The following is a 19,619-nucleotide window of genomic DNA, read 5'->3' as shown; positions in this document are numbered from 1 at the left end:
TATCGGGAGCGTACTGTGATCCGTAACACTCGTCCGCACTAGGAGATCCGTTGTCGAGCCCCGCTGACACCACCGAACTCGCCGAACTTCACGACCTCATCGGCAGTTTGCGGCGGTGCGTGAGCTCCTTGAAGGCGCGCTACGGCGACAGCCCGGCGCTGCGGCGCATCGTGATCGACGCCGACCGGATCCTGTCCGACATCGAACTGCTCGATACCGACGTCTCCGAATTGGATTTGGCTCGCGCCACGGTGCAGCAGTCCGGCGAGAAGATCACCATTCCCGACACCCAGTACGACACCGACTTCTGGCGCGATGTCGACGACGAGGGTGTCGGGGGTCACAGCAGGTCCTGACAACCCAAGCCCCCCGTAAAAGGGAGGGCTCTGTCTGTGTACCCTTCGACCAACAGCCCGTTCGAAGAGGAACACTAGATGAGCGCACCCACGGCGAACCGTCCTGCGTCGGGTGTCTTTTCACCCACGCGCGCCCAGATCGAGCAACGGACCCTACGCACCGACCGGTGGTGGATGTCGCCACTGCGGGTCGACCTGGGCTTCGCCGCATTCCTCATCTACGCGATAGCGCGCGGGTTGCAGAAGAACTACTTCTTTGTCCCGCAGTACCACTACCTGACGCCGTTCTACTCGCCGTGCATGAGCAAGGCCTGCGGTGCGGCCAGCGAGTTCTGGCCGCAGTTCCTGCCGAACTGGTGGTTCGTGCCGTACGCGGCGATGTCACTGCCGTTCCTGCTGCTGTTCAGGCTGACCTGTTACTACTACCGCGGCGCCTACTACCGCTCGGTGTGGCAGTCGCCCACCTCCTGCGCGGTGGCCGAGCCGCGCGTCCACTACACCGGCGAGACCAGATTGCCGCTGATCATTCAGAACAGCCACCGGTACTTCTTCTATGTCGCCGCCATCATCTCGGTGATCAACTCCTACGACGCGATCGTCGCGTTCCAGTCCGAATCCGGCCCGCACGGCTTCGGCTTCGGGCTGGGCAACGTCATCCTGGTCGGCAACGTCATCATGCTGTGGATCTACACGCTGTCCTGCCACTCGTGCCGGCACGTGACCGGCGGGCGACTCAAGCACTTCTCCAAAAACCCTGTGCGGTATTGGATCTGGACCCAGGTCAGCCGCATCAACACCCGACACAAGATGTACGCCTGGATCACGCTGGGCACGCTGATGCTCACCGATTTCTACATCGCGCTGGTGGCCAGCGGCACCATCACCGACTTGAGATTTGTTGGCTGAAAAGCCAATTCGCTGATTACTAGACTGAGCGAGGGTTTTCATGGCTGAGGTCGAACGGCACAACTACGACGTCGTCGTCATTGGTGCCGGCGGCGCTGGTTTGCGTGCCGTCATCGAGGCGCGCGAGCGTGGCCTCAAGGTCGCGGTGGTGTCCAAATCCCTGTTCGGCAAGGCCCACACGGTGATGGCCGAGGGTGGCTGCGCGGCGTCCATGGGCAACACCAACCCCAAGGACAATTGGAAGACCCACTTCGGCGACACCATGCGCGGCGGGAAGTTCCTCAACAACTGGCGGATGGCAGAGCTGCACGCCAAGGAGGCACCGGACCGGGTCTGGGAGCTGGAGACCTATGGCGCGCTGTTCGACCGCACTAAGGACGGAAAGATCAGCCAGCGCAACTTCGGCGGCCACACCTACCCCCGCCTGGCACACGTCGGCGACCGCACCGGCCTGGAGCTGATCCGCACGATGCAGCAGAAGATCGTCTCGCTGCAGCAGGAGGATTACGCCGAACTCGGCGACTACGAGGCGCGCATCCGGGTGTTCGCCGAGTGCACGATCACCGAGCTACTCAAAGACGGCGACGTGATCTCCGGAGCCTTCGGCTACTGGCGCGAAAGTGGAAAGTTCGTCGTGTTCGAGGCCCCGGCCGTGGTGCTGGCCACCGGCGGAATCGGCAAGTCGTTCAAGGTGACCTCGAACTCCTGGGAGTACACCGGTGACGGGCACGCGCTGGCGCTGCGGGCCGGCGCGTCGCTGATCAACATGGAGTTCGTGCAATTCCACCCGACGGGCATGGTGTGGCCGCCGAGCGTGAAGGGGATCCTGGTCACCGAAGGCGTCCGCGGTGACGGCGGCGTGCTGAAGAGCTCCGACGGCAAGCGGTTCATGTTCGAATACATCCCGCCGGTGTTCAAGGGCCAATACGCCGAAACCGAGCAAGAGGCCGACCAGTGGCTCAAGGACAACGACTCGGCCCGTCGCACCCCGGACCTATTGCCCCGTGACGAGGTCGCGCGCGCGATCAACTCGGAGGTCAAAGCCGGCCGCGGCACCCCGCACGGCGGGGTTTACCTCGACATCGCCTCCCGGCTCACACCCGAGGAGATTAAGCGGCGGCTGCCGTCGATGTATCACCAGTTCAAGGAGCTGGCCGGGGTCGACATCACCAGGGAGCCAATGGAAGTCGGGCCGACCTGTCACTACGTGATGGGCGGTGTCGAGGTCGACGCCGACACCGGCGCGGCCACGGTCCCCGGGCTGTTCGCCGCCGGCGAGTGTTCCGGCGGCATGCACGGCTCCAACCGGCTGGGCGGCAATTCGCTGTCGGACCTGTTGGTGTTCGGCCGCCGCGCCGGCCTCGGCGCCGCGGACTACGCGCGGGCGCTGAGCCACCGCCCGGCCGTCTCCGAGGAGGCCATCGACGCCGCGGCGAAACGGGCGCTCGCCCCCTTCGAGGGACCGACGAACGGCGACACCGCCGAGAACCCCTACACGCTGCAGCTCGAACTGCAGCAGTCGATGAACGACCTGGTGGGCATCATCCGCAAGGCGGACGAAATCTCCCAGGCCCTCGAGCGGCTCGACAAGCTGCGCAAGCGGTTCAAGAACATCCACGTGGAAGGCCATCGCCAGTACAACCCGGGCTGGAACCTGGCCCTCGATCTGCGCAACATGCTGCTGGTCAGCGAGTGTGTCGCGAAGGCCGCGCTGGCGCGCACCGAGAGCCGCGGCGGGCACACCCGCGATGATCACCCGTCGATGGACGCGTCGTGGCGCAAGGTGTTGCTGGTCTGCCGTGCGGCCGGCGGCGATGCCGTCGTTCCCGACGTCGAGATCACCCGCGAAGACCAGGTGCCGATGCGCGCCGATCTGCTGGAGCTCTTCGAGATCTCCGAGCTGGAGAAATACTTCACCGACGACGAGCTGGCCGAGCACCCAGGACGGAGAGGCGAATGACCTACAACGCGACCATGCGGGTGTGGCGCGGCGACGAGGCCGGCGGCGACCTGCAGGACTTCACTGTCGAGGTCAACGAGGGCGAGGTGGTGCTCGACATCATCCATCGCCTGCAGCAGACGCAGACCCCCGACCTCGCGGTGCGGTGGAATTGCAAGGCGGGCAAGTGCGGTTCCTGCTCGGCGGAGATCAACGGCATGCCGCGGCTGATGTGCATGACCCGGATGTCCACGTTCGCCGAGGACGAGATCGTGACCGTCACACCGCTGCGGACCTTTCCGGTGATTCGCGATCTGGTCACCGATGTCTCGTTCAACTACGAAAAGGCGCGCGAGATCCCGTCTTTCACGCCACCCAAGGAACTGCAGCCCGGCGAGTACCGCATGGCGCAAGTCGACGTGCAGCGCTCGCAGGAATTCCGCAAGTGCATCGAATGCTTTCTGTGCCAGAACGTCTGCCACGTGGTCCGCGACCACGAAGAAAACAAGAAGGCGTTCGCCGGGCCGCGCTTCCTGATGCGCATTGCCGAGCTGGAGATGCATCCGCTGGACACCCGGGACCGGCGCAACGACGCCCAGCAGGAGCACGGTTTGGGCTACTGCAACATCACCAAGTGCTGCACCGAGGTCTGCCCGGAGAACATCAAGATCACCGACAACGCGCTGATCCCGATGAAGGAACGCGTCGCCGACCGCAAGTACGACCCCGTGGTGTGGTTGGGCAACAAGCTGTTTCGCCGCTGAGCGGTTTCAGGCGCCGAGACGCCGGAACCCGCTGCGGTGGAACACAATCGGCGCCACGTCGGCATCCACCGTCACCTCGCTGACGCGCAGCACCACGATGGTGTGATCCCCGGCCGGGATCATCTGCTCGATTGCGCTCTCCAGCCACAGCCCGGTGCCCTTGATGAAGACCGCGCCGGTGGTGGTGGACACCGTCTCCAGTCCCGCGAACCTGTCGCCGGTCTTGGCGGCCAGGGCGCGCGCGGCTTCGTCATGGGCCTCACCGAGCACGCTGATGCCCAGCATCGGCAGGTCCTTGAGCTTGGGCCACGTCGTCGACGTGTTCTGCACACAGAACGACACCAGCGGCGGGTCCAGCGAGACGGGAACAAAGGTGCTGGCCGCCAGCCCTTCCCGGGTTCCGTTGATCTCGGCGGCAATCGCCACCACACCGGACGGAAAATGTCCGAAGGCCTCACGGAGTGAGGACGGGGTCAGCTTCTTCGTTGAGTTCACCGGAGTTGATTCGCCCCTCGAGCCGACGACGGATTTCTCCTATCCGACCCTACTGGACGAGTATCCGTGCGCGTCAGCCACATCCGGGTGCGCCCGCAGTCTGCTCTTCCACGCGTTGCGGCCGTAAACAGCGAAGATCGGATCCGACGGGTCCGCGCTTGGGGACCAGCGCGCGTCGGTGCGCGCCGCGAGGTCGGCGGGTAGCGACAGCACCGGTATCTGCGCGTCGAGTCGCGGATTGAAGAAGAACGGCACCGAGATCCGCTCGGCCGCCGCCCCGCGCAGACTGACCCGGTGCTCGGTGGCGCGCAGGTAGCCCCCGGTGGCGACCTCGAGCAGCTCGCCGATGTTGACGATGAACGCACCCTCGAGTGGTGGCACGTCGATCCAGCCGTCGTCGCGTCCCCGGGCGCGCCGCACCTGCAAGCCCGCGCTGCCCGGCTCGGCCAGCAGCAGCGTCAGCACCCCGGCGTCTCGGTGCGCGCCCACGCCCTGCGGGCTGGACGCGCGGGCCGGGTAGCGGATGATCTTGATCAGCGTGGCCGGTGTTTCGGCGAAGGCCGCCTCGAACGCATCCGGCGGGCTGCCCAGCGAGGCGGCCCAGTGCCGGAGCAGCGTGCGCGCGACCGAGGAGAGTGCGGCGTCCCACTCGTCGACGATTCCGGGCAACTCGGGCAGCCCGGCGGGCCACTGGTTCGGGCCCTGCAACCATAGGTAGTCCGGCTTCTCCGGTCCCCCGATCGACGGGCGTTCAGGCCCGATGTCGATCTGCTCGCGCCAGTCCACCTCGCCGCGGGTCAGCTCGCCGCCCAGCCGGGTGTAGCCGCGGAAATGCGGGCTGTGGACCATCGCCACGGCGTCTTTGTCGACCTGCGGCAGCGCGAACAGCTTGCGGGCGGCGTCGAGCACGCGGCGTGCCAACGCCTGCGGCACACCGTGGCCGAGCAGATAGAAGAACCCCACCTCGTGGGCGGCCTCGCGCAGGCTGCTGCGAAGTTGGCCGGAAGTGTGTCGCAGGTCCACCACGGGCACCGCCGTGGCGCGCCCCACACCAGTCATCCGTCCACCATAACCGCAGGTAGAAGGGGCACCGCAACGCTGCCCAACCAGTTGGTTAATTAGATGGTGAAATCTAGCTCACACTCGCTTGCATAGGGCCGCCCGACCGCTATAGTTTGGCTGTGTTACTGGTGGGTAACTTAAGCCCAAGTACCCAACCACAACGTGGCAATTCTCAACGAGGAGGAGAGTAGTGAGCCACTACAAGAGCAACGTCCGTGACCAGGTATTCAACCTGTTCGAAGTGTTGGGCGTTGACCAGGCATTAGGCCAAGGCGAGTACGGCGACATCGACGCCGAAACCGCCCAGGAAATGCTCAACGAGATCAGCCGGCTGGCCGAGGGGCCCATCGCGGAATCCTTCGTCGAGGGCGACCGCAACCCGCCCGTTTTCGACCCCGCGACGCACTCCGTGACGCTGCCGGAATCCTTCAAGAAGTCGGTCCATGCCGTTCTGGAAGCCGGTTGGGACAAGGTCGGCCTCGACGAGGCCCTCGGCGGCACCCCGCTGCCTAAGCCGCTGCTGTGGGCGCTGCACGAGCACCTGTTGGGCGCCAACCCGGCGGTCTGGATGTACGCCGGCGGCGCGGGTTTCGCGCAGATCCTCTACCACCTCGGCACCGAGGAGCAGAAGAAGTGGGCCGTGATCGCCGCCGAGCGTGGCTGGGGATCGACCATGGTGCTCACCGAGCCGGACGCCGGCTCGGACGTGGGCGCTGGACGGACCAAGGCCATCCAGCAGGACGACGGCTCCTGGCACATCGAGGGCGTCAAGCGCTTCATCACCTCAGGTGACTCCGGCGACCTGTTCGAGAACATCTTCCACCTGGTGCTGGCCCGCCCCGAGGGCGCCGGCCCCGGCACCAAGGGCCTGTCGCTGTTCTTCGTGCCCAAGTTCCTGTTCGACTTCGAGACCGGTGAGATCGGCGAGCGTAACGGCGTCTTCGTCACCAACGTCGAGCACAAGATGGGTCTGAAGGTTTCCGCGACCTGTGAACTGTCGCTGGGCCAGCACGACGTGCCCGCCAAGGGCTGGCTGGTCGGCGAGGTGCACAACGGCATCGCGCAGATGTTCGAGGTCATCGAGCAGGCCCGGATGATGGTCGGCACCAAGGCGATCGCCACCCTGTCGACCGGTTACCTCAACGCGCTGGAGTACGCCAAATCGCGCGTGCAGGGCGCCGATCTGACCCAGATGACCGACAAGACCGCGCCGCGCGTGACCATCACGCATCACCCCGACGTGCGCCGCTCGCTGATGACCCAGAAGGCTTACGCCGAGGGTCTGCGTGCGCTGTACCTCTACACCGCGACGTTCCAGGACGCGGCGGTCGCCGAGGCTCTGCACGGCGTGGACGCCGAGTTGGCCGTCAAGATCAACGATCTGATGCTGCCGGTGGTCAAGGGTGTGGGCTCCGAGCAGGCCTACGCGAAGCTGACCGAGAGCCTGCAGACGTTCGGTGGGTCCGGCTTCCTGCAGGACTACCCGATCGAGCAGTACATCCGCGACGCCAAGATCGACTCCCTCTACGAGGGCACCACCGCCATCCAGGCGCAGGACTTCTTCTTCCGCAAGATCGTCCGCGACAAGGGTGTGGCGCTGGCCCACGTGTCGGCCGAGATCCAGAAGTTCGTCGACAGCGAGTCCGGCAACGGGCGCCTGAAGACCGAGCGCGAGCTACTGGGCAAGGCCCTGGCCGACGTCCAGGCGATGGCGGCCAGCCTCACCGGCTACCTGATGGCCGCGCAGGAGGACGTCACCAGCCTCTACAAGGTGGGCCTGGGCTCGGTGCGGTTCCTGATGAGCGTCGGTGACCTGATCATCGGCTGGTTGCTGCAGCGGCACGCCGCGGTGGCCCTGGCCGCGCTCGACGCCGGCGCCAGCGGTGCGGACCGGTCCTTCTACGAGGGCAAGATCGCGGTGGCCGCGTTCTTCGCGAAGAACTTCCTACCGCTGTTGGCCAGCACCCGCGAGGTGATCGAGACGCTGGACAACGACATCATGGAGCTCGACGAGGCCGCCTTCTAGGTCGCTTCCAACAGGGTCCCCCGTTTGCACAGCGAAGCGGGGGACCCTGTGTTTGCGGGTGTCCGGGGTCGCCCGGGCGCACGAAAAAGGCCGCCGCTGGATCCCCTCACTCCAGCGGCGGCCCTTCTCGTACGCCCGTCGTACGTCTCTGACCGGCGGTCGCCTATGGGATACCCCGTGTTGCCGTCGGGGTCGGGGGGTCAGACCACAACACGGGGTTATCCGGCACATCGGATACCCAGGCGATTGCGTTACTAACCGACTGTGACGAAAATCATTTGCCCTGGCAGGCGCGCTGGGGCCGGGGCGCCGGTTTAGCGCGGTCAGGCCTCCAGAATCGCGGCCACGCCCTGTCCGCCGGCCGCACAGATCGAAATCAGCGCCCGCGCCGGCCCGCCGCCGTCCGCCTTCTTCTCGGCGAGCTGCTTGGCCGCCTGGGCGAGAATCCGCCCCCCGGTCGCCGCGAACGGGTGTCCCGCGGCCAGCGACGAGCCGTTGACATTGAGCTTCGAGCGATCGATTGACCCCAGCGCGGCGTCCAGGCCCAGCCGCTCCTTGCAGTACTCCTCGGACTCCCACGCGGCCAGATGCGTCAGCACCACCGAGGCGAACGCCTCATGGATTTCGTAGAAGTCGAAGTCCTGCAGGCTGAGACCGTTTCTCGCCAGCAGCCGCGGCACCGCGTACGTCGGTGCCATCAGCAGGCCGTCGCGCCCGTTGACATAGTCGACGGCGGCGGTCTCGGCGTCCACCAGGTAGGCCAGCGGGGCCAGCGAATGTTCCTCGGCCCACTGTTCGCTGGCCAGCAGGGCCACCGAGGCGCCGTCGGTCAGCGGGGTCGAATTGCCCGCCGTCATCGTCGCGTCTCCGGCCTTGACGCCGAAAACCGGCCGCAGCGTGGCCAGCTTCTCCACGTTGGCCTCGGGCCGCAGGTTGTCGTCGCGGTACAGCCCCAGGAACGGTGTGACGAGGTCGTCGAAGAAACCGCGGTCGTAGGCGTCGGCCATTTTGCGATGGCTGGCGACCGCGAGCTCGTCCTGGTCGACGCGCTTGATCCCCATTTGCTTGGCGGTGATGGCGGCGTGCTCGCCCATCGACAGCCCGGTGCGCGGCTCGCTGTTGGCGGGGATTTCGATGCCGAGGGTGGCCGGCAGCGTGCCCACCAGCTTCAGCCGCTGGACGTTGGACTTGGACCGGCGCAACTTCAGCAGAGTGCGACGGAGGTTGTCGCCCAGGCCGATCGGCGGGTCGGAGGTGGTGTCCACGCCGCCGGCGGCGGCGACGTCGTATCGGCCCGCCGCGATGCCGTCGGCGGCGGCGATCGCCGCCTGCAGGCCGGTACCGCAAGCCTGCTGCACATCGAACGCGGGGGTGTACGACGACAGCTCCGAACCAAGCACGCATTCGCGGGTCAGGTTGAAGTCGCGGCTGTGCTTGAGCACCGCGCCGCCGACCACCACGCCCAGCCGCTGGCCGCCCAGCCCGAACCGGTCCACCAGCCCGCCCAGGGCGGCGGTGAACATGTCCTGGTTGGACGCCTCGGCGTAGGCGCCGTCCGATCGCGCGAACGGGATGCGATTGCCGCCAAGCACGGCGACTTTCCGCCTGGCGGGGTTGGATTCAGAGCTTGCAGAGGCCACGTTTATCTCCGGTTATCAGTTTGGGGTCGGCCATTTAGGGCCATCCTACCCACTGTTCTTACCCTCCTTACTCTGCAGTAAGTTCGTCCTCGATACCGTTGGCCTAGACGGCACTGGTCGACCTAAAAAGAAAGCGGAAGGCAGCTCAGTGGCTCCCAATCGTTCGTCCGATCTGTTCTCGCAGATCGTCAATTCCGGACCCGGATCGTTTGTGGCGAAGCAACTCGGCGTGCCGCAACCCGAGCCCCTGCGCCGGTACGCCGCCGGTGATCCGCCGCTGACCGGATCCCTGCTGATCGGGGGTGCGGGCAGAGTGGTCGAGCCGCTGCGGGCGGCGCTGGAACGCGACTACGACCTGGTTGGCAACAACCTGGGCGGCCGCTGGGCCGACCAGTTCGGCGGGCTGGTTTTCGACGCCACCGGAATCACTACGCCGGCCGGACTCAAGGCGCTGCACGACTTCTTCACCCCTCTGCTGCGCAACCTGGGTCACTGCGCGCGCGTCGTGGTTGTCGGCACCACACCCGACCTGGCGGCAAGCACCGACGAGCGGATCGCGCAGCGCGCCCTGGAGGGCTTCACCCGCTCGCTGAGCAAGGAGGTCCGCAACGGAACGACGGTCGCGCTGGTGTACCTATCGCCGGACGCGAAGCCGGCCGCGACGGGCCTGGAATCCACGCTGCGGTTCCTGCTGTCGGCCAAGTCGGCCTACGTCGACGGGCAGGTCTTCTACGTCGGCGCGGCCGACTCCACCCCACCTGCCGACTGGGACCGGCCGCTGGACGGCAAGGTCGCCATCGTGACCGGCGCGGCGCGGGGCATCGGCGCCTGCATTGCCGAGGTGTTCGCCCGCGACGGCGCCCGTGTGGTCGCGATCGACGTGGAGTCCGCCGCGGAGGCCCTCGCCGAAACCGCCAGCCGGGTCGGGGGCACCGCGCTGTGGCTCGATGTCACCGCCGACGACGCGGTCGACAAGATCACCGAGCACCTGCGCGACCACTACGCCGGGCACGCCGACATCTTGGTCAACAACGCCGGGATCACCCGCGACAAGCTGTTGGCCAACATGGACGATGCCCGCTGGGACGCCGTCCTGGCCGTCAATCTTCTTGCCCCGCAACGGCTTACCGAAGGGCTGATCGGCAACGGCAGCATCGGCGAAGGCGGGCGGGTGATCGGCCTGTCGTCGATGGCCGGCATCGCGGGGAACCGCGGGCAGACGAACTATGCCACCACGAAGGCTGGCATGATCGGGCTCACCCAGGCGCTGGCTCCGGGACTCTACGACAAGGGCATCACGATCAACGCCGTCGCACCCGGATTCATCGAAACCCAGATGACGGCCGCCATCCCGCTGGCCACCCGCGAGGTGGGCCGCCGGATGAACTCGCTGCTGCAGGGCGGCCAGCCCGTCGACGTCGCCGAGACCATCGCCTACTTCGCCAGCCCGGCGTCAAACGCGGTGACCGGCAACGTGATTCGGGTCTGCGGCCAGGCGATGCTGGGCGCATAGGTTCGAGGGGAACGCGATGAATCAGCCAAGCGGCCTGAAGAACCTGCTGCGCGCCGCGGCCGGGGCGCTACCGTTGGTGCCCCGCTCCGACCAGTTGCCCAGCCGGACGGTGACCGTCGAGGAACTGGCGATCGACCAGACCAACGTGGCCGAGTATGCGTCGCTCGCCGGCCTGCGCTACGGCAACAACGTGTCGCTGACCTATCCGTTCGCGCTGACCTTTCCCGCCATGATGTCGCTGGTGACCGGGTTCGACTTCCCTTTCGCCGCAATGGGATCGGTGCACACCGAGAACCAGATCACGCAGTACCGGCCGATCGCGGTCACCGATACGGTGGGCGTGCGCGTGCACGCCGAGAACCTCCGCGAGCACCGCAAGGGCTTGCTGGTCGACCTGGTGACCGACGTCAGCGTCGGCAACGAGACCGCGTGGCATCAGGTGACGACCTTCCTGCACCAGCAGCGCACCAGCCTGTCCGACGAGCCCAAGCCGCCGCCGCAGAAGCAGCCCAAGCTGCCCCCGCCGAGCACGGTGCTGCGGATTACCCCGGGCCAGATCCGGCGCTATGCCGTCGTCGGCGGGGATCACAATCCGATTCACACCAATCCGATCGCGGCCAAGCTGTTCGGATTTCGGACGGTCATCGCGCACGGGATGTTCACTGCCGCAGCGGTCTTGGCCAACATCGAAGGCATGCTTCCCGAGGCCGTCACGTACTCCGTACGGTTCGGCAAGCCGGTGCTGCTGCCCGCCACCGCGGGACTCTACATCGACAGGGGCGACGACGGCGGCTGGGATCTTTCGCTGCGCAACATCGCCAAGGGCTACCCGCACCTGACCGGGACGGTCCGCGCGCTCTAGCCCGGGTGCGTCGAACCGCGGCCTAACACAAGCACTTTCAGCCCGTGCGCGCCGCAGGCGGTCAGCAGGAAAACGAGGAACAGCCAGAGCGGGGGCCGCGCGAGTTCCCAGACGAAGATCGCGGCCCAGATCGGTGAGCCCTGGGTAACCGCGAGCACGCCCGCGGCGCCGCTCAGCGACACCGCCGGCACATGCAGGTGCGTCCCGGCCAGCCAATTGACCGCCAGAACCAGGACCGCCCCCGCCGCCGCGCCGGTCGCCAGCGACGGAGTGAGCATTCCGCCGGCGCCGCCGGCGCGCAGGTACAGCGCGGTCAGCAGCGGCTTCAGGACCAGGATGACGGCGGCCGCCGACAGCGTCATCCCGCTGGCCAGGCTGACCGTCAGGATGCTGCGGCCGTTGCCGGGCAGCTCGGGCCACCAGTGCGAGCAGATGCCCGTCGCCAGGCCCGCGACGGCGAGGGCGGGGATCAGCACCCAGGTCCGCATCAGGCGGGCCGGGCGCGCGGCGGCCATGAGCCGGTTGAACGCCAGCCCAACCACCATGGCCAGCGGCGCCAACGCCAGCCCGTGCGCGGTCACGAGATACGTCGACTCGCCGACCGGCCACTTGAGGTCGGGTTGGTCGCCGGTGAGGGCCGAGCCGATCGCGACCGCGAGGCTGGACGACAGCAGCGCCGCGCCCACCGCTCGCGGATGCCAGGTGTTGAGCATGATCCGCGCCGAGAACAGCGCGCCGGCCAGCGGGACGGCGTACACCGCACCCAGCCCCGCGCCGGCCGCGCACGCCAGCAGGATCTCGCGGTCGCGCGCCGACAGCCGCCTCAGCCACTCGGTGCCCAAATCGCCTAGGGCAGCGGCAAATTGGCGTGGTGCTCCCTCCCGGCCGAGGGATGCCCCGGAGCCGACCAGCAGCACCTGCAGCATGGCATCGACGCTCCACGACAGGCGCGGAATCCGGCCGCCGCCCGCAATGGTTTCCGCCAGCGGTGGCACGTCGCTTCGGCGCCGCAGGATCCACCAGCCGACGGCCGCCAGCACGCCGCCGACCATCGGCCCCACCGCGCGGCGAACGGGGCTGCTGCCCGTGATGCCGGCCAGCAGCGTGCCGAAGCTGTAGTGGTAGGTGACGTGCTCGACGAAGCGCAACACCTCCGTCGTCGCCAGTCCGGCGAACCCGGCGAGCAGGCCGACGATGACCACCGCGCAAAAGAACTCGAGGTTGCGGCGGCGCAGGGGTTCGGCCACCGCACGAATGTATGTCTAGCCGGCCGCGGCGTTTGAGCCGCCCGCCTCGGCGGCGGCTTCGCGGCCCTCGGGCCCGCCGCGCAGGCCGTGCCAGAACAGGTCGATCATCAGCTGGGCCGCCTCGTCGACGTCGATGTCGCCGGTGGACAGCCGGTTGGCCATCGCTTCGCCCGCGCCCACCAGCGCCACCGCCATCATCTGGTAGTCGGTGTCCGGTCGTGGGGCGCGACTGCCGGCCTGCACCAGCCCGGCCACCAGCTCGATGATCTGCTCGCGTCCCTCGCGCACGGTATGCGCGAACGCCTGCGAGCTGATGGCCTGGGTGTACATCACGATCCACGACGCCCGATTGGCGTCGATGTAGCGCAGGAACGCCCCGATCGTGTTGCGCAGCATGTCCCTTGGGTTTTGCGTGAAGTCGATGTCGGCGCGCACCGCGTCGATGAACCGGCTCAGCTCGCGGTCCAGGCACGCGCCGAACAAGTCCTCCTTGGAGCCGTAATACAGGTACAGCATCGGCTTGGAGATCTCCGCCTCGGCGGCGATGGCGTCCATTGAAGTCTCGTGGTAGCCGTTGACCGAGAACATCTGCACGGCGGCGTCGAGCATCTGCTGTTCGCGGACGGCACGCGGTAACCGCTTGGTCCCACCTGCCATCGCTAACCCTCTCTAGCCCTCTGACTCCAGAGTAACGATGCCGTGGCGCGCTAGTGGCCGCACGCCTTATTGGGGCCCTTCATCGTCGCCACCCGCTGGAGCGACTCGTCCACGGCCGGCATCGTCAATTCGCCTGCGGCCACTGCCTTCTCGAGCCGGTCCAGGACTGCGGGCACCTCTTCGATGCTCACCCACAGCGCGACGTCGGTGCCCGCCTGCAGGGTGCGCAGCACCGCGTCGGAGACGCCGTACCGATCGGAGATCGCGGCCATGCTGGACAGGTCGTCGCTGAACACCGGCCCATTGAAGGGCGGCGCGCCGTAGCCGGTGCCGGTGCGCAGCAGCTGCACCGCGGCCCGGCTCAGGCTCGCCGGGTCGTCGCCGGTCAGCCCGGGAACCTGCAGGTGACCGATCATGACTGCGACCGGGAGCTGACTCACCAGCGTCCGGTAGGGCACCAGGTCGTTGGCCTCCAGGTCGCTGAGCGGCGGCGTGACGACGCCGCCCTTGTGTGAGTCACCCGAGCCGTGCCCGTGGCCGGGGAAATGCTTGAGCACCGGCAGCAGTCCGGCGTCCCGCAGACCCTGCGCGTAGGCCCCGGCGTACGCGGTGACCGTGCCGGGATCGGCGCTGAACGAGCGGTCACCGATGACGCCGTCCGGGGCGTCAGTGACGTCGACCACTGGGGCGAAGTCGACGGTGATGCCCAGCTCGCGCATCTTTTTGCCACGGTCCAACTCCAGGTCGTGGACTTGCTGCGCCGTCATGGTCTGCGCCAGCTGCCGGGCCGAGGGGGCCACCCCGATCAGCGACTTCAACCGCGAGACCCGGCCACCTTCTTCGTCGACACCCACCGCAAGCGGGAGGGGCCCCGCGCTGCGGGCGACCTCGGCCAGCCCGCCCTGGAAAATCGACAGGTCCGTCCAGCCGCCGATGATGATGCCGCCGACGTGGGAGTTGTTGACGACGGTCCGGGCCTCGTCGGCGTTCCGCACGCCCACCATCAGCAGCTGTGCCAGCTTGTCGCGGGTCGACAGCGCGGTCGTCGGGTCGCCGCACACCGGTGGCGCGGGAGCGGCCACCGGCTTGCTGACCGTCGACGAGGGGTGCCCTGCGGGGCCGTGGCCGCAGGCCGCCAGTACCGTCATGGCGGCCAGCACGGCCAGGACGCGCGAAAAAGCCATCGGGACATGTTGTCACGAACGGCGTTTCATCTCCGACGTCAGGGGGCATCAGCGGTACGTTGCCCTTCGACGGGGCCGGTACCCCAGTTGACTGGCAGGGAGGAGCCAGCGATGACCGGGTTCACACTGGCCGTCGCGGCCAGCATCGCGGCGGGCCTCTCGATCGGCGCCGCGGCGACCGTTGGCGTCACCCTCGCCGTGCACGACCACAGCGCGGCGCCCGTGCAAGGCCCGCCACCTCCGTCCGCACCGCACCTGGTGAACTACGGCGACCGGTGCTTGCACGGGCATTGCATACCGTGGCCGTGAGGACGACTCGGGCACCGGGGCCGCGGCCGCGCTTCTGCTAGGTTGACGTTTGGGTTGCCCACCGTCCCGACCGCGAAGCAAGGAGCCATCGATGAACCGGATCATTGCGCCCGCCGCCGCGAGCGTCGTGGTCGGACTGCTGCTGGGCGCGGCCGCGATCTTCGGGATCACGCTGATGGTGCAACAGGACACGAAGCCGCCACTTCCCGGGGGCGATCCGCAGTCGTCAGTGCTCAACCGGGTCGAGTACGGCAACCGTAGCTAGCGGCGATCGCAAGCGCGGCGAAGCCGGGCGCAGCGGGTCGCCGCCATCGGACTCTGCGGCGGCGGGTTCGGCACTCGCGGAGCCCCCGGAAACGGCGTCGGGCTCGTCGGCGGCGCCGCTGTCGCGCCGGTGGTTGGCGTTAGTCTCCGCGATCGCGCTGGCGCTGACCTTCGCCCAATCCCCGGGGCAGGTGTCCCCCGACACCAAACTCGACCTCACCGCCAACCCGCTGCGCTTTCTGGCCCGGGCGACCAACTTGTGGAACAGCGACCTGCCCTTCGGCCAGGCGCAGAACCAGGCCTACGGCTACCTGTTTCCGCACGGCACGTTCTTTTTGGTCGGCCACTTCCTGGGGTTGCCCGGATGGGCGACCCAACGGCTGTGGTGGGCGCTGCTGCTGACGGTCGGCTTCTGGGGGCTGCTGCGGGTCGCCGAGACGCTGGGCATCGGCAGCCCGACGGCACGGCTGATCGGTGCGGCGGCGTTCGCGCTGTCCCCGCGCGTCCTGACCACCCTCGGGTCGATCTCGTCGGAAACCCTGCCGATGATGCTGGCGCCGTGGGTGTTGCTGCCCACCATCTTGGCGCTGCGGGGGTCGTCCGGCCGCTCGGTTCGGGCGCTGGCCGCCCAGGCGGGCCTGGCCGTCGCGTTGATGGGAGCGGTCAACGCGATCGCGACGCTGGCCGGTTGCCTGCCCGCGGTGATCTGGTGGGCCTGTCACCGGCCGAACCGATTGTGGTGGCGCTACACGGCGTGGTGGTTGCTGGCCTTGTCCCTGGCGATGCTGTGGTGGGTGGTGGCGCTGGGGCTGCTGCGCAGCGTCAGCCCCCCGTTCCTGGACTTCATCGAATCGTCCGGCGTGACCACGCAATGGTCGTCGCTGGTGGAGATGCTGCGCGGCACCGAGAGCTGGACCCCGTTCGTGGCGCCGACCGCCACCGCGGGCGCGCCGCTGGTGACCGGGTCGGCGGCCATCCTGGGCACCTGCCTCGTCGCCGCGGCGGGGCTGGCCGGGCTGGCCAGCCCGGCGATGCCGGCGCGGGGACGGCTGGTCACCATGCTGTTGGTCGGCGTGGCGCTGATGGCCGTCGGCTACAGCGGCGGGCTGGGCTCACCGGTGGCCCACCAGGTGCAGGCATTCTTGGACGCCGCCGGCGCGCCCCTGCGCAACGTGCACAAGCTGGACGTGGTGATCCGGATCCCCGTCGCGCTGGGCATCGCGCAGTTGCTGGGCCGGATACCGCTGCCCGGCAGCGCGCCGTTGCCCGTGTGGCTGCGGGCGTTCGCCCACCCCGAGCGCGACAAGCGGGTCGCCGCGACGGTGGTGATCCTGACCGCCCTGGCGGTCAGCACCTCGCTGGCATGGACGGGCCGGCTGGCCCCGCCGGGCACCTTCAGCGCGATACCCCGGTACTGGCAGGAGGCCGCCGACTGGCTCAGCGAACACAATTCGGGTTCGCCGGCCCCGGGGCGGGTGCTGGTTGCCCCGGGGGCGCCATTCGCCACCCAGGTGTGGGGCACCAGCCACGACGAGCCGCTGCAGGTGCTCGGCAGCAGCCCGTGGGGGGTGCGCGACTCCATCCCGTTGACACCGCCACAGACCATCCGGGCGCTTGATTCGGTGCAACGCCTGTTCGCCGCCGGACGCCCGTCGGCGGGCCTGGCCGATACCCTTGCCCGCCAAGGCATTTCGTATGTGGTGCTGCGCAACGACCTGGATCCCGAGACGTCGCGCTCGGCGCGCCCCATCCTGGTGCACCGCGCCGTCGAGGGCTCGCCGGGGCTGCAGAAGGTGGCACAGTTCGGCGAGCCGGTGGGGCCCGGCACGCTCGCCGGGTTCGTTGCCGACAGCGGGCTGCGGCCGCGGTACCCGGCCGTGGAGATCTACCGCGTCGCGGGCGCCGGCGCTCCCGGCGCGCCCTACTTCGCCGACGCGGATCGGCTGGCCCGGGTCGACGGCGGCCCCGAAGCGCTGCTGCGCCTCGACGAGCGGCGACGGCTGCTGAGCCGGCCGCCGCTGGGTCCGGTGCTCATGACATCTGATTTGAAGGACGCCCGGGGAGCCGGGCTGGCGGCGCCCCTGGTCACCATCACCGACACCCCGGTGGCCCGCGAGACCGACTACGGCCGCGTCGACCAGCATTCGTCGGCGATCCGGGCACCCGGCGACGCGCGGCACACCTTCAACCGGGTGCCCGATTACCCCGTGCCCGGCGCCGACCCGGTGTTCGGGGCCTGGACCGGCGGCCGCATCACCGTGTCGAGTTCGTCGTCGGACTCCACCGCGATGCCCGACGTCGCGCCGGCAACCTCCCCCGCCGCCGCGATCGACGGCGACTCCGGGACCGCGTGGGTGTCCAACGCGCTGCAGTCGGCCGTGGGGCAGTGGCTGCAGGTGGACTTCGATCACCCGGTGGCCAACGGCGCCATCACCATCACGCCGAGCGCGACGGCCGTCGGCGCCCAGGTCCGCCGCATCCTGGTCGAGACCGCCAACGGCAGCACCACGCTGCGGTTCGACGAACCCGGCAAGCCGCTCGCGGCGGCGCTGCCCTACGGCGAAACCCCGTGGGTGCGGGTCACCGCCGCCGGCACCGACGACGGGTCCCCCGGCGTGCAGTTCGGCATCACCGACCTGTCGATCACCCAATACGACGCTTCGGGATTCGCCCATCAGGTCAGCCTGCGGCACACCGTCCAGGTGCCCGGCCCACCGCCGGGTTCGGCGATCGCGGGCTGGGACCTGGGATCGGAACTGCTCGGCAGGCCGGGCTGCGCCCAGGCGCCCGACGGCGTGCGCTGCGCGGCGTCGATGGCGCTGACGCCGGAGGAGCCGGTCAATTTCAGCCGCACCCTGACCGTCGCCGCCCCGGTGTCGGTGACGCCGACGGTGTGGGTGCGGCCGCGGCAGGGTCCCAAGCTGGCCGATCTGGTCGCCGAGCCGAATACCACTCGGGCCCAAGGTGATTCGGACGCGGTGGACGTCCTCGGCTCGGCGTTTGCCGCCACCGACGGCGACCCGGCCACCGCGTGGACGGCGCCGCAGCGGGTGGTGCAACACAAGTCGCCGCCGACGCTGACCGTCACACTGCCGCATCCCACCGAGGTGGCGGGGTTGCGCGTGGCCCCCAGCCGGTCGGCGCTGCCGGCGCACCCGACGATGCTGGCCGTCAATCTGGGCGACGGCCCGCAGGTCCGGGCGCTCAAGCCGGGTGAGCCGCAGTCCCTGTCGCTGAAACCGCGCCTGACCGACACCGTCACCATCAGCCTGCTGGACTGGGAAGACGTCATCGACCGCAACGCCCTGGGCTTCGATCAGCTCAAGCCGCCGGGCCTGGCCGAGGTGGCGGTGCTCGGCACCGACGGCAACCCGATCGCGCCCGCCGACGCCGCCCGCAACCGATCGCGCGAGATCACCGTCGGCTGTGACCACGGCCCGGTCATCGCCGTCGCGGGGCGGTTCGTACACACCTCGATCCGCACCACCGCCGGCGCCGTTCTGGACGGCGAGCCGGTCGAGGCGATGCCCTGCGAACGCGATCCGATCGCGCTGCCCGCGGGCCAACAGGAGCTGTTGATCAGCCCCGGGGATCAATTCGTGGTGGACGGGGCCCAGCTGATGACCCCGGCGGCCGCCGAAATGCCCAGCGCCTACCCGGTTCCCGCCCAGACCGGGGCGTGGGGTCCCGACCGGCGCGAGGTACGGGCTCCCGCGTCGGCCACCGCACGGGTGCTGGTCATTCCCGAGAGCATCAACCCCGGCTGGGTGGCGCGCACCGGCACCGGGGCCCGGCTGACGCCCGTCGCCGTCAACGGGTGGCAGCAGGGCTGGGTGGTGCCGGCGGGTGACCCCGGCACCATCACGCTGACCTTCGCCACCAACTCGCTGTACCGGGCCGGGCTGGCGGTGGGGCTGGCGCTGCTGCCGCTGCTGGCCGCGCTCGCGTTGTGGCGCACGCGGCGGGGGCGCGACGACGACCCGCCCGCGACGCCGTGGCGGCCAAGCCCCTGGGCGGGGGTCGCGGTGCTGGCCGTGGGGACGGTGATCGCCGGGCCCGCCGGGCTGGTCGTCGCCGCGGCGGCGCTCGGTCTGCGGTATGCGCTGCGTGAGCGGCCGCGCTGGCGCGACGGTGCGACCGTCGCGCTCAGCGCTGGCGGGCTGATCCTGGCCGGGGCCCAGCTGTCCCGGTACCCCTGGCGGTCGGTCGGCGGCTACGCCGGTCATTCCGCGAATGTGCAAGTGCTGGCGCTGATTTCGCTTGGCGTGCTTGCGGCCTCGGTGGTGGCCCTGCCCGATCGGACACCCCCGCGCCACGACGAATGACGACGAAGGAGTTGGCTACCGGTTTACCTGCTGGTTGACTGGATATGCGGGTTGGTGCAATCGCCACCGT

The 19,619-nt window shown here is 68.8% G+C and carries 16 protein-coding genes; 10 read left to right on the top strand and 6 right to left on the bottom strand.

The annotated features are described in order from the left end of the window. Positions 1-50 precede the first annotated feature (50 nt). From A5744_RS03180 to A5744_RS03165, 4 genes are all read left to right on the top strand, one after another. The gene (locus A5744_RS03180) at positions 51-356 is read left to right on the top strand and encodes a hypothetical protein (RefSeq protein WP_076058289.1); all 306 of its coding nucleotides are present in this window, start codon (positions 51-53) and stop codon (positions 354-356) included. Between the two features lie 78 nt (positions 357-434). Continuing rightward, positions 435-1,262, top strand: coding sequence for a hypothetical protein (locus A5744_RS03175; protein WP_076058287.1), 828 nt, complete (start codon positions 435-437; stop codon positions 1,260-1,262). Positions 1,263-1,302: 40 nt separating this feature from the next. Continuing rightward, positions 1,303-3,222, top strand: a complete 1,920-nt coding sequence (locus A5744_RS03170) for a fumarate reductase/succinate dehydrogenase flavoprotein subunit (protein WP_076058284.1) — start codon at positions 1,303-1,305, stop codon at positions 3,220-3,222. Next, complete coding sequence (locus A5744_RS03165) at positions 3,219-3,965, top strand: succinate dehydrogenase/fumarate reductase iron-sulfur subunit (protein ID WP_076058283.1); 747 nt, start codon at positions 3,219-3,221, stop codon at positions 3,963-3,965. Before A5744_RS03170 ends, A5744_RS03165 begins: the two co-directional genes overlap by 4 nt. Positions 3,966-3,971: 6 nt before the next feature. Here the strand turns inward: A5744_RS03165 and A5744_RS03160 are convergent, their stop codons facing one another. Both A5744_RS03160 and A5744_RS03155 read right to left on the bottom strand, forming a co-directional pair. After that, positions 3,972-4,460: a flavin reductase family protein gene (locus A5744_RS03160; RefSeq protein WP_076058281.1), complete on the bottom strand. Its 489-nt coding sequence runs from the start codon at positions 4,458-4,460 to the stop codon at positions 3,972-3,974. A 39-nt stretch (positions 4,461-4,499) separates the two neighbouring features. Further along, complete coding sequence (locus tag A5744_RS03155; protein ID WP_076058280.1) at positions 4,500-5,519, bottom strand: 2-oxoglutarate and iron-dependent oxygenase domain-containing protein; 1,020 nt, start codon at positions 5,517-5,519, stop codon at positions 4,500-4,502. 193 nt (positions 5,520-5,712) lie between these two features. On the opposite strand from A5744_RS03155, the gene A5744_RS03150 reads away from it, so the two are divergent. Further along, positions 5,713-7,548: an acyl-CoA dehydrogenase gene (locus A5744_RS03150; RefSeq protein ID WP_076058278.1), complete on the top strand. Its 1,836-nt coding sequence runs from the start codon at positions 5,713-5,715 to the stop codon at positions 7,546-7,548. A 323-nt stretch (positions 7,549-7,871) separates the two neighbouring features. Here the strand turns inward: A5744_RS03150 and A5744_RS03145 are convergent, their stop codons facing one another. Next, positions 7,872-9,188 carry an acetyl-CoA C-acetyltransferase gene (locus A5744_RS03145; protein WP_076058276.1) on the bottom strand — a complete coding sequence of 439 codons (1,317 nt, stop codon included), beginning with the start codon at positions 9,186-9,188 and terminating at the stop codon, positions 7,872-7,874. A 148-nt stretch (positions 9,189-9,336) separates the two neighbouring features. Between A5744_RS03145 and A5744_RS03140 the strand changes: the two genes are divergently transcribed. Further along, positions 9,337-10,701: a 3-oxoacyl-ACP reductase gene (locus tag A5744_RS03140; RefSeq protein ID WP_076058274.1), complete on the top strand. Its 1,365-nt coding sequence runs from the start codon at positions 9,337-9,339 to the stop codon at positions 10,699-10,701. A 16-nt stretch (positions 10,702-10,717) separates the two neighbouring features. After that, on the top strand, positions 10,718-11,563 hold the full coding sequence (locus A5744_RS03135; RefSeq protein WP_076058273.1) for a MaoC/PaaZ C-terminal domain-containing protein: 846 nt from the start codon (positions 10,718-10,720) through the stop codon (positions 11,561-11,563). Here A5744_RS03135 and A5744_RS03130 read toward each other — a convergent pair. From A5744_RS03130 to A5744_RS03120, 3 genes are read right to left on the bottom strand one after another with little or no spacing between them, the layout of a single operon-like run. Next, a complete protein-coding gene (locus tag A5744_RS03130; RefSeq protein ID WP_076058271.1) occupies positions 11,560-12,810 on the bottom strand; it encodes a chloride channel protein in 1,251 nt (416 codons plus the stop codon). The two genes, A5744_RS03135 and A5744_RS03130, sit on opposite strands and share 4 nt — an antisense overlap. Positions 12,811-12,825: 15 nt before the next feature. After that, positions 12,826-13,467: a TetR/AcrR family transcriptional regulator gene (locus A5744_RS03125; RefSeq protein ID WP_076058269.1), complete on the bottom strand. Its 642-nt coding sequence runs from the start codon at positions 13,465-13,467 to the stop codon at positions 12,826-12,828. A 50-nt stretch (positions 13,468-13,517) separates the two neighbouring features. After that, on the bottom strand, positions 13,518-14,651 hold the full coding sequence (locus A5744_RS03120) for a glycoside hydrolase family 3 N-terminal domain-containing protein (protein ID WP_076058268.1): 1,134 nt from the start codon (positions 14,649-14,651) through the stop codon (positions 13,518-13,520). A gap of 111 nt (positions 14,652-14,762) precedes the next feature. Between A5744_RS03120 and A5744_RS03115 the strand changes: the two genes are divergently transcribed. From A5744_RS03115 to A5744_RS03105, 3 genes are all read left to right on the top strand, one after another. Beyond that, the gene (locus A5744_RS03115; RefSeq protein WP_076058265.1) at positions 14,763-14,960 is read left to right on the top strand and encodes a DUF2613 domain-containing protein; all 198 of its coding nucleotides are present in this window, start codon (positions 14,763-14,765) and stop codon (positions 14,958-14,960) included. A 91-nt stretch (positions 14,961-15,051) separates the two neighbouring features. Continuing rightward, the gene (locus A5744_RS03110) at positions 15,052-15,225 is read left to right on the top strand and encodes a DUF2613 domain-containing protein (protein WP_065443914.1); all 174 of its coding nucleotides are present in this window, start codon (positions 15,052-15,054) and stop codon (positions 15,223-15,225) included. A gap of 118 nt (positions 15,226-15,343) precedes the next feature. Continuing rightward, positions 15,344-19,549 carry an alpha-(1->3)-arabinofuranosyltransferase gene (locus A5744_RS03105; protein WP_076058264.1) on the top strand — a complete coding sequence of 1,402 codons (4,206 nt, stop codon included), beginning with the start codon at positions 15,344-15,346 and terminating at the stop codon, positions 19,547-19,549. Positions 19,550-19,619: the final 70 nt, after the last annotated feature.

Source organism: Mycobacterium sp. IS-1264, from assembly GCF_001954195.1.
GTDB lineage: Bacteria > Actinomycetota > Actinomycetes > Mycobacteriales > Mycobacteriaceae > Mycobacterium.
Note: the sequence above shows the minus strand (reverse complement) of the source record. Positions and strands in the feature narration are given on the sequence as shown.

What these genes read in the sequence shown, in the direction of transcription:
- A5744_RS03175 (WP_076058287.1), top strand. Translation starts at nt 435, where the DNA reads ATGAGCGCACCCACGGCGAACCGTCCTGCGTCGGGTGTCTTTTCACCC.
- A5744_RS03170 (WP_076058284.1), top strand. Translation starts at nt 1,303, where the DNA reads ATGGCTGAGGTCGAACGGCACAACTACGACGTCGTCGTCATTGGTGCC.
- A5744_RS03165 (WP_076058283.1), top strand. Translation starts at nt 3,219, where the DNA reads ATGACCTACAACGCGACCATGCGGGTGTGGCGCGGCGACGAGGCCGGC.
- A5744_RS03155 (WP_076058280.1), bottom strand. Translation starts at nt 5,519, where the DNA reads ATGACTGGTGTGGGGCGCGCCACGGCGGTGCCCGTGGTGGACCTGCGA.
- A5744_RS03135 (WP_076058273.1), top strand. Translation starts at nt 10,718, where the DNA reads ATGAATCAGCCAAGCGGCCTGAAGAACCTGCTGCGCGCCGCGGCCGGG.
- A5744_RS03125 (WP_076058269.1), bottom strand. Translation starts at nt 13,467, where the DNA reads ATGGCAGGTGGGACCAAGCGGTTACCGCGTGCCGTCCGCGAACAGCAG.
- A5744_RS03120 (WP_076058268.1), bottom strand. Translation starts at nt 14,651, where the DNA reads ATGGCTTTTTCGCGCGTCCTGGCCGTGCTGGCCGCCATGACGGTACTG.
- A5744_RS03115 (WP_076058265.1), top strand. Translation starts at nt 14,763, where the DNA reads ATGACCGGGTTCACACTGGCCGTCGCGGCCAGCATCGCGGCGGGCCTC.
- A5744_RS03110 (WP_065443914.1), top strand. Translation starts at nt 15,052, where the DNA reads ATGAACCGGATCATTGCGCCCGCCGCCGCGAGCGTCGTGGTCGGACTG.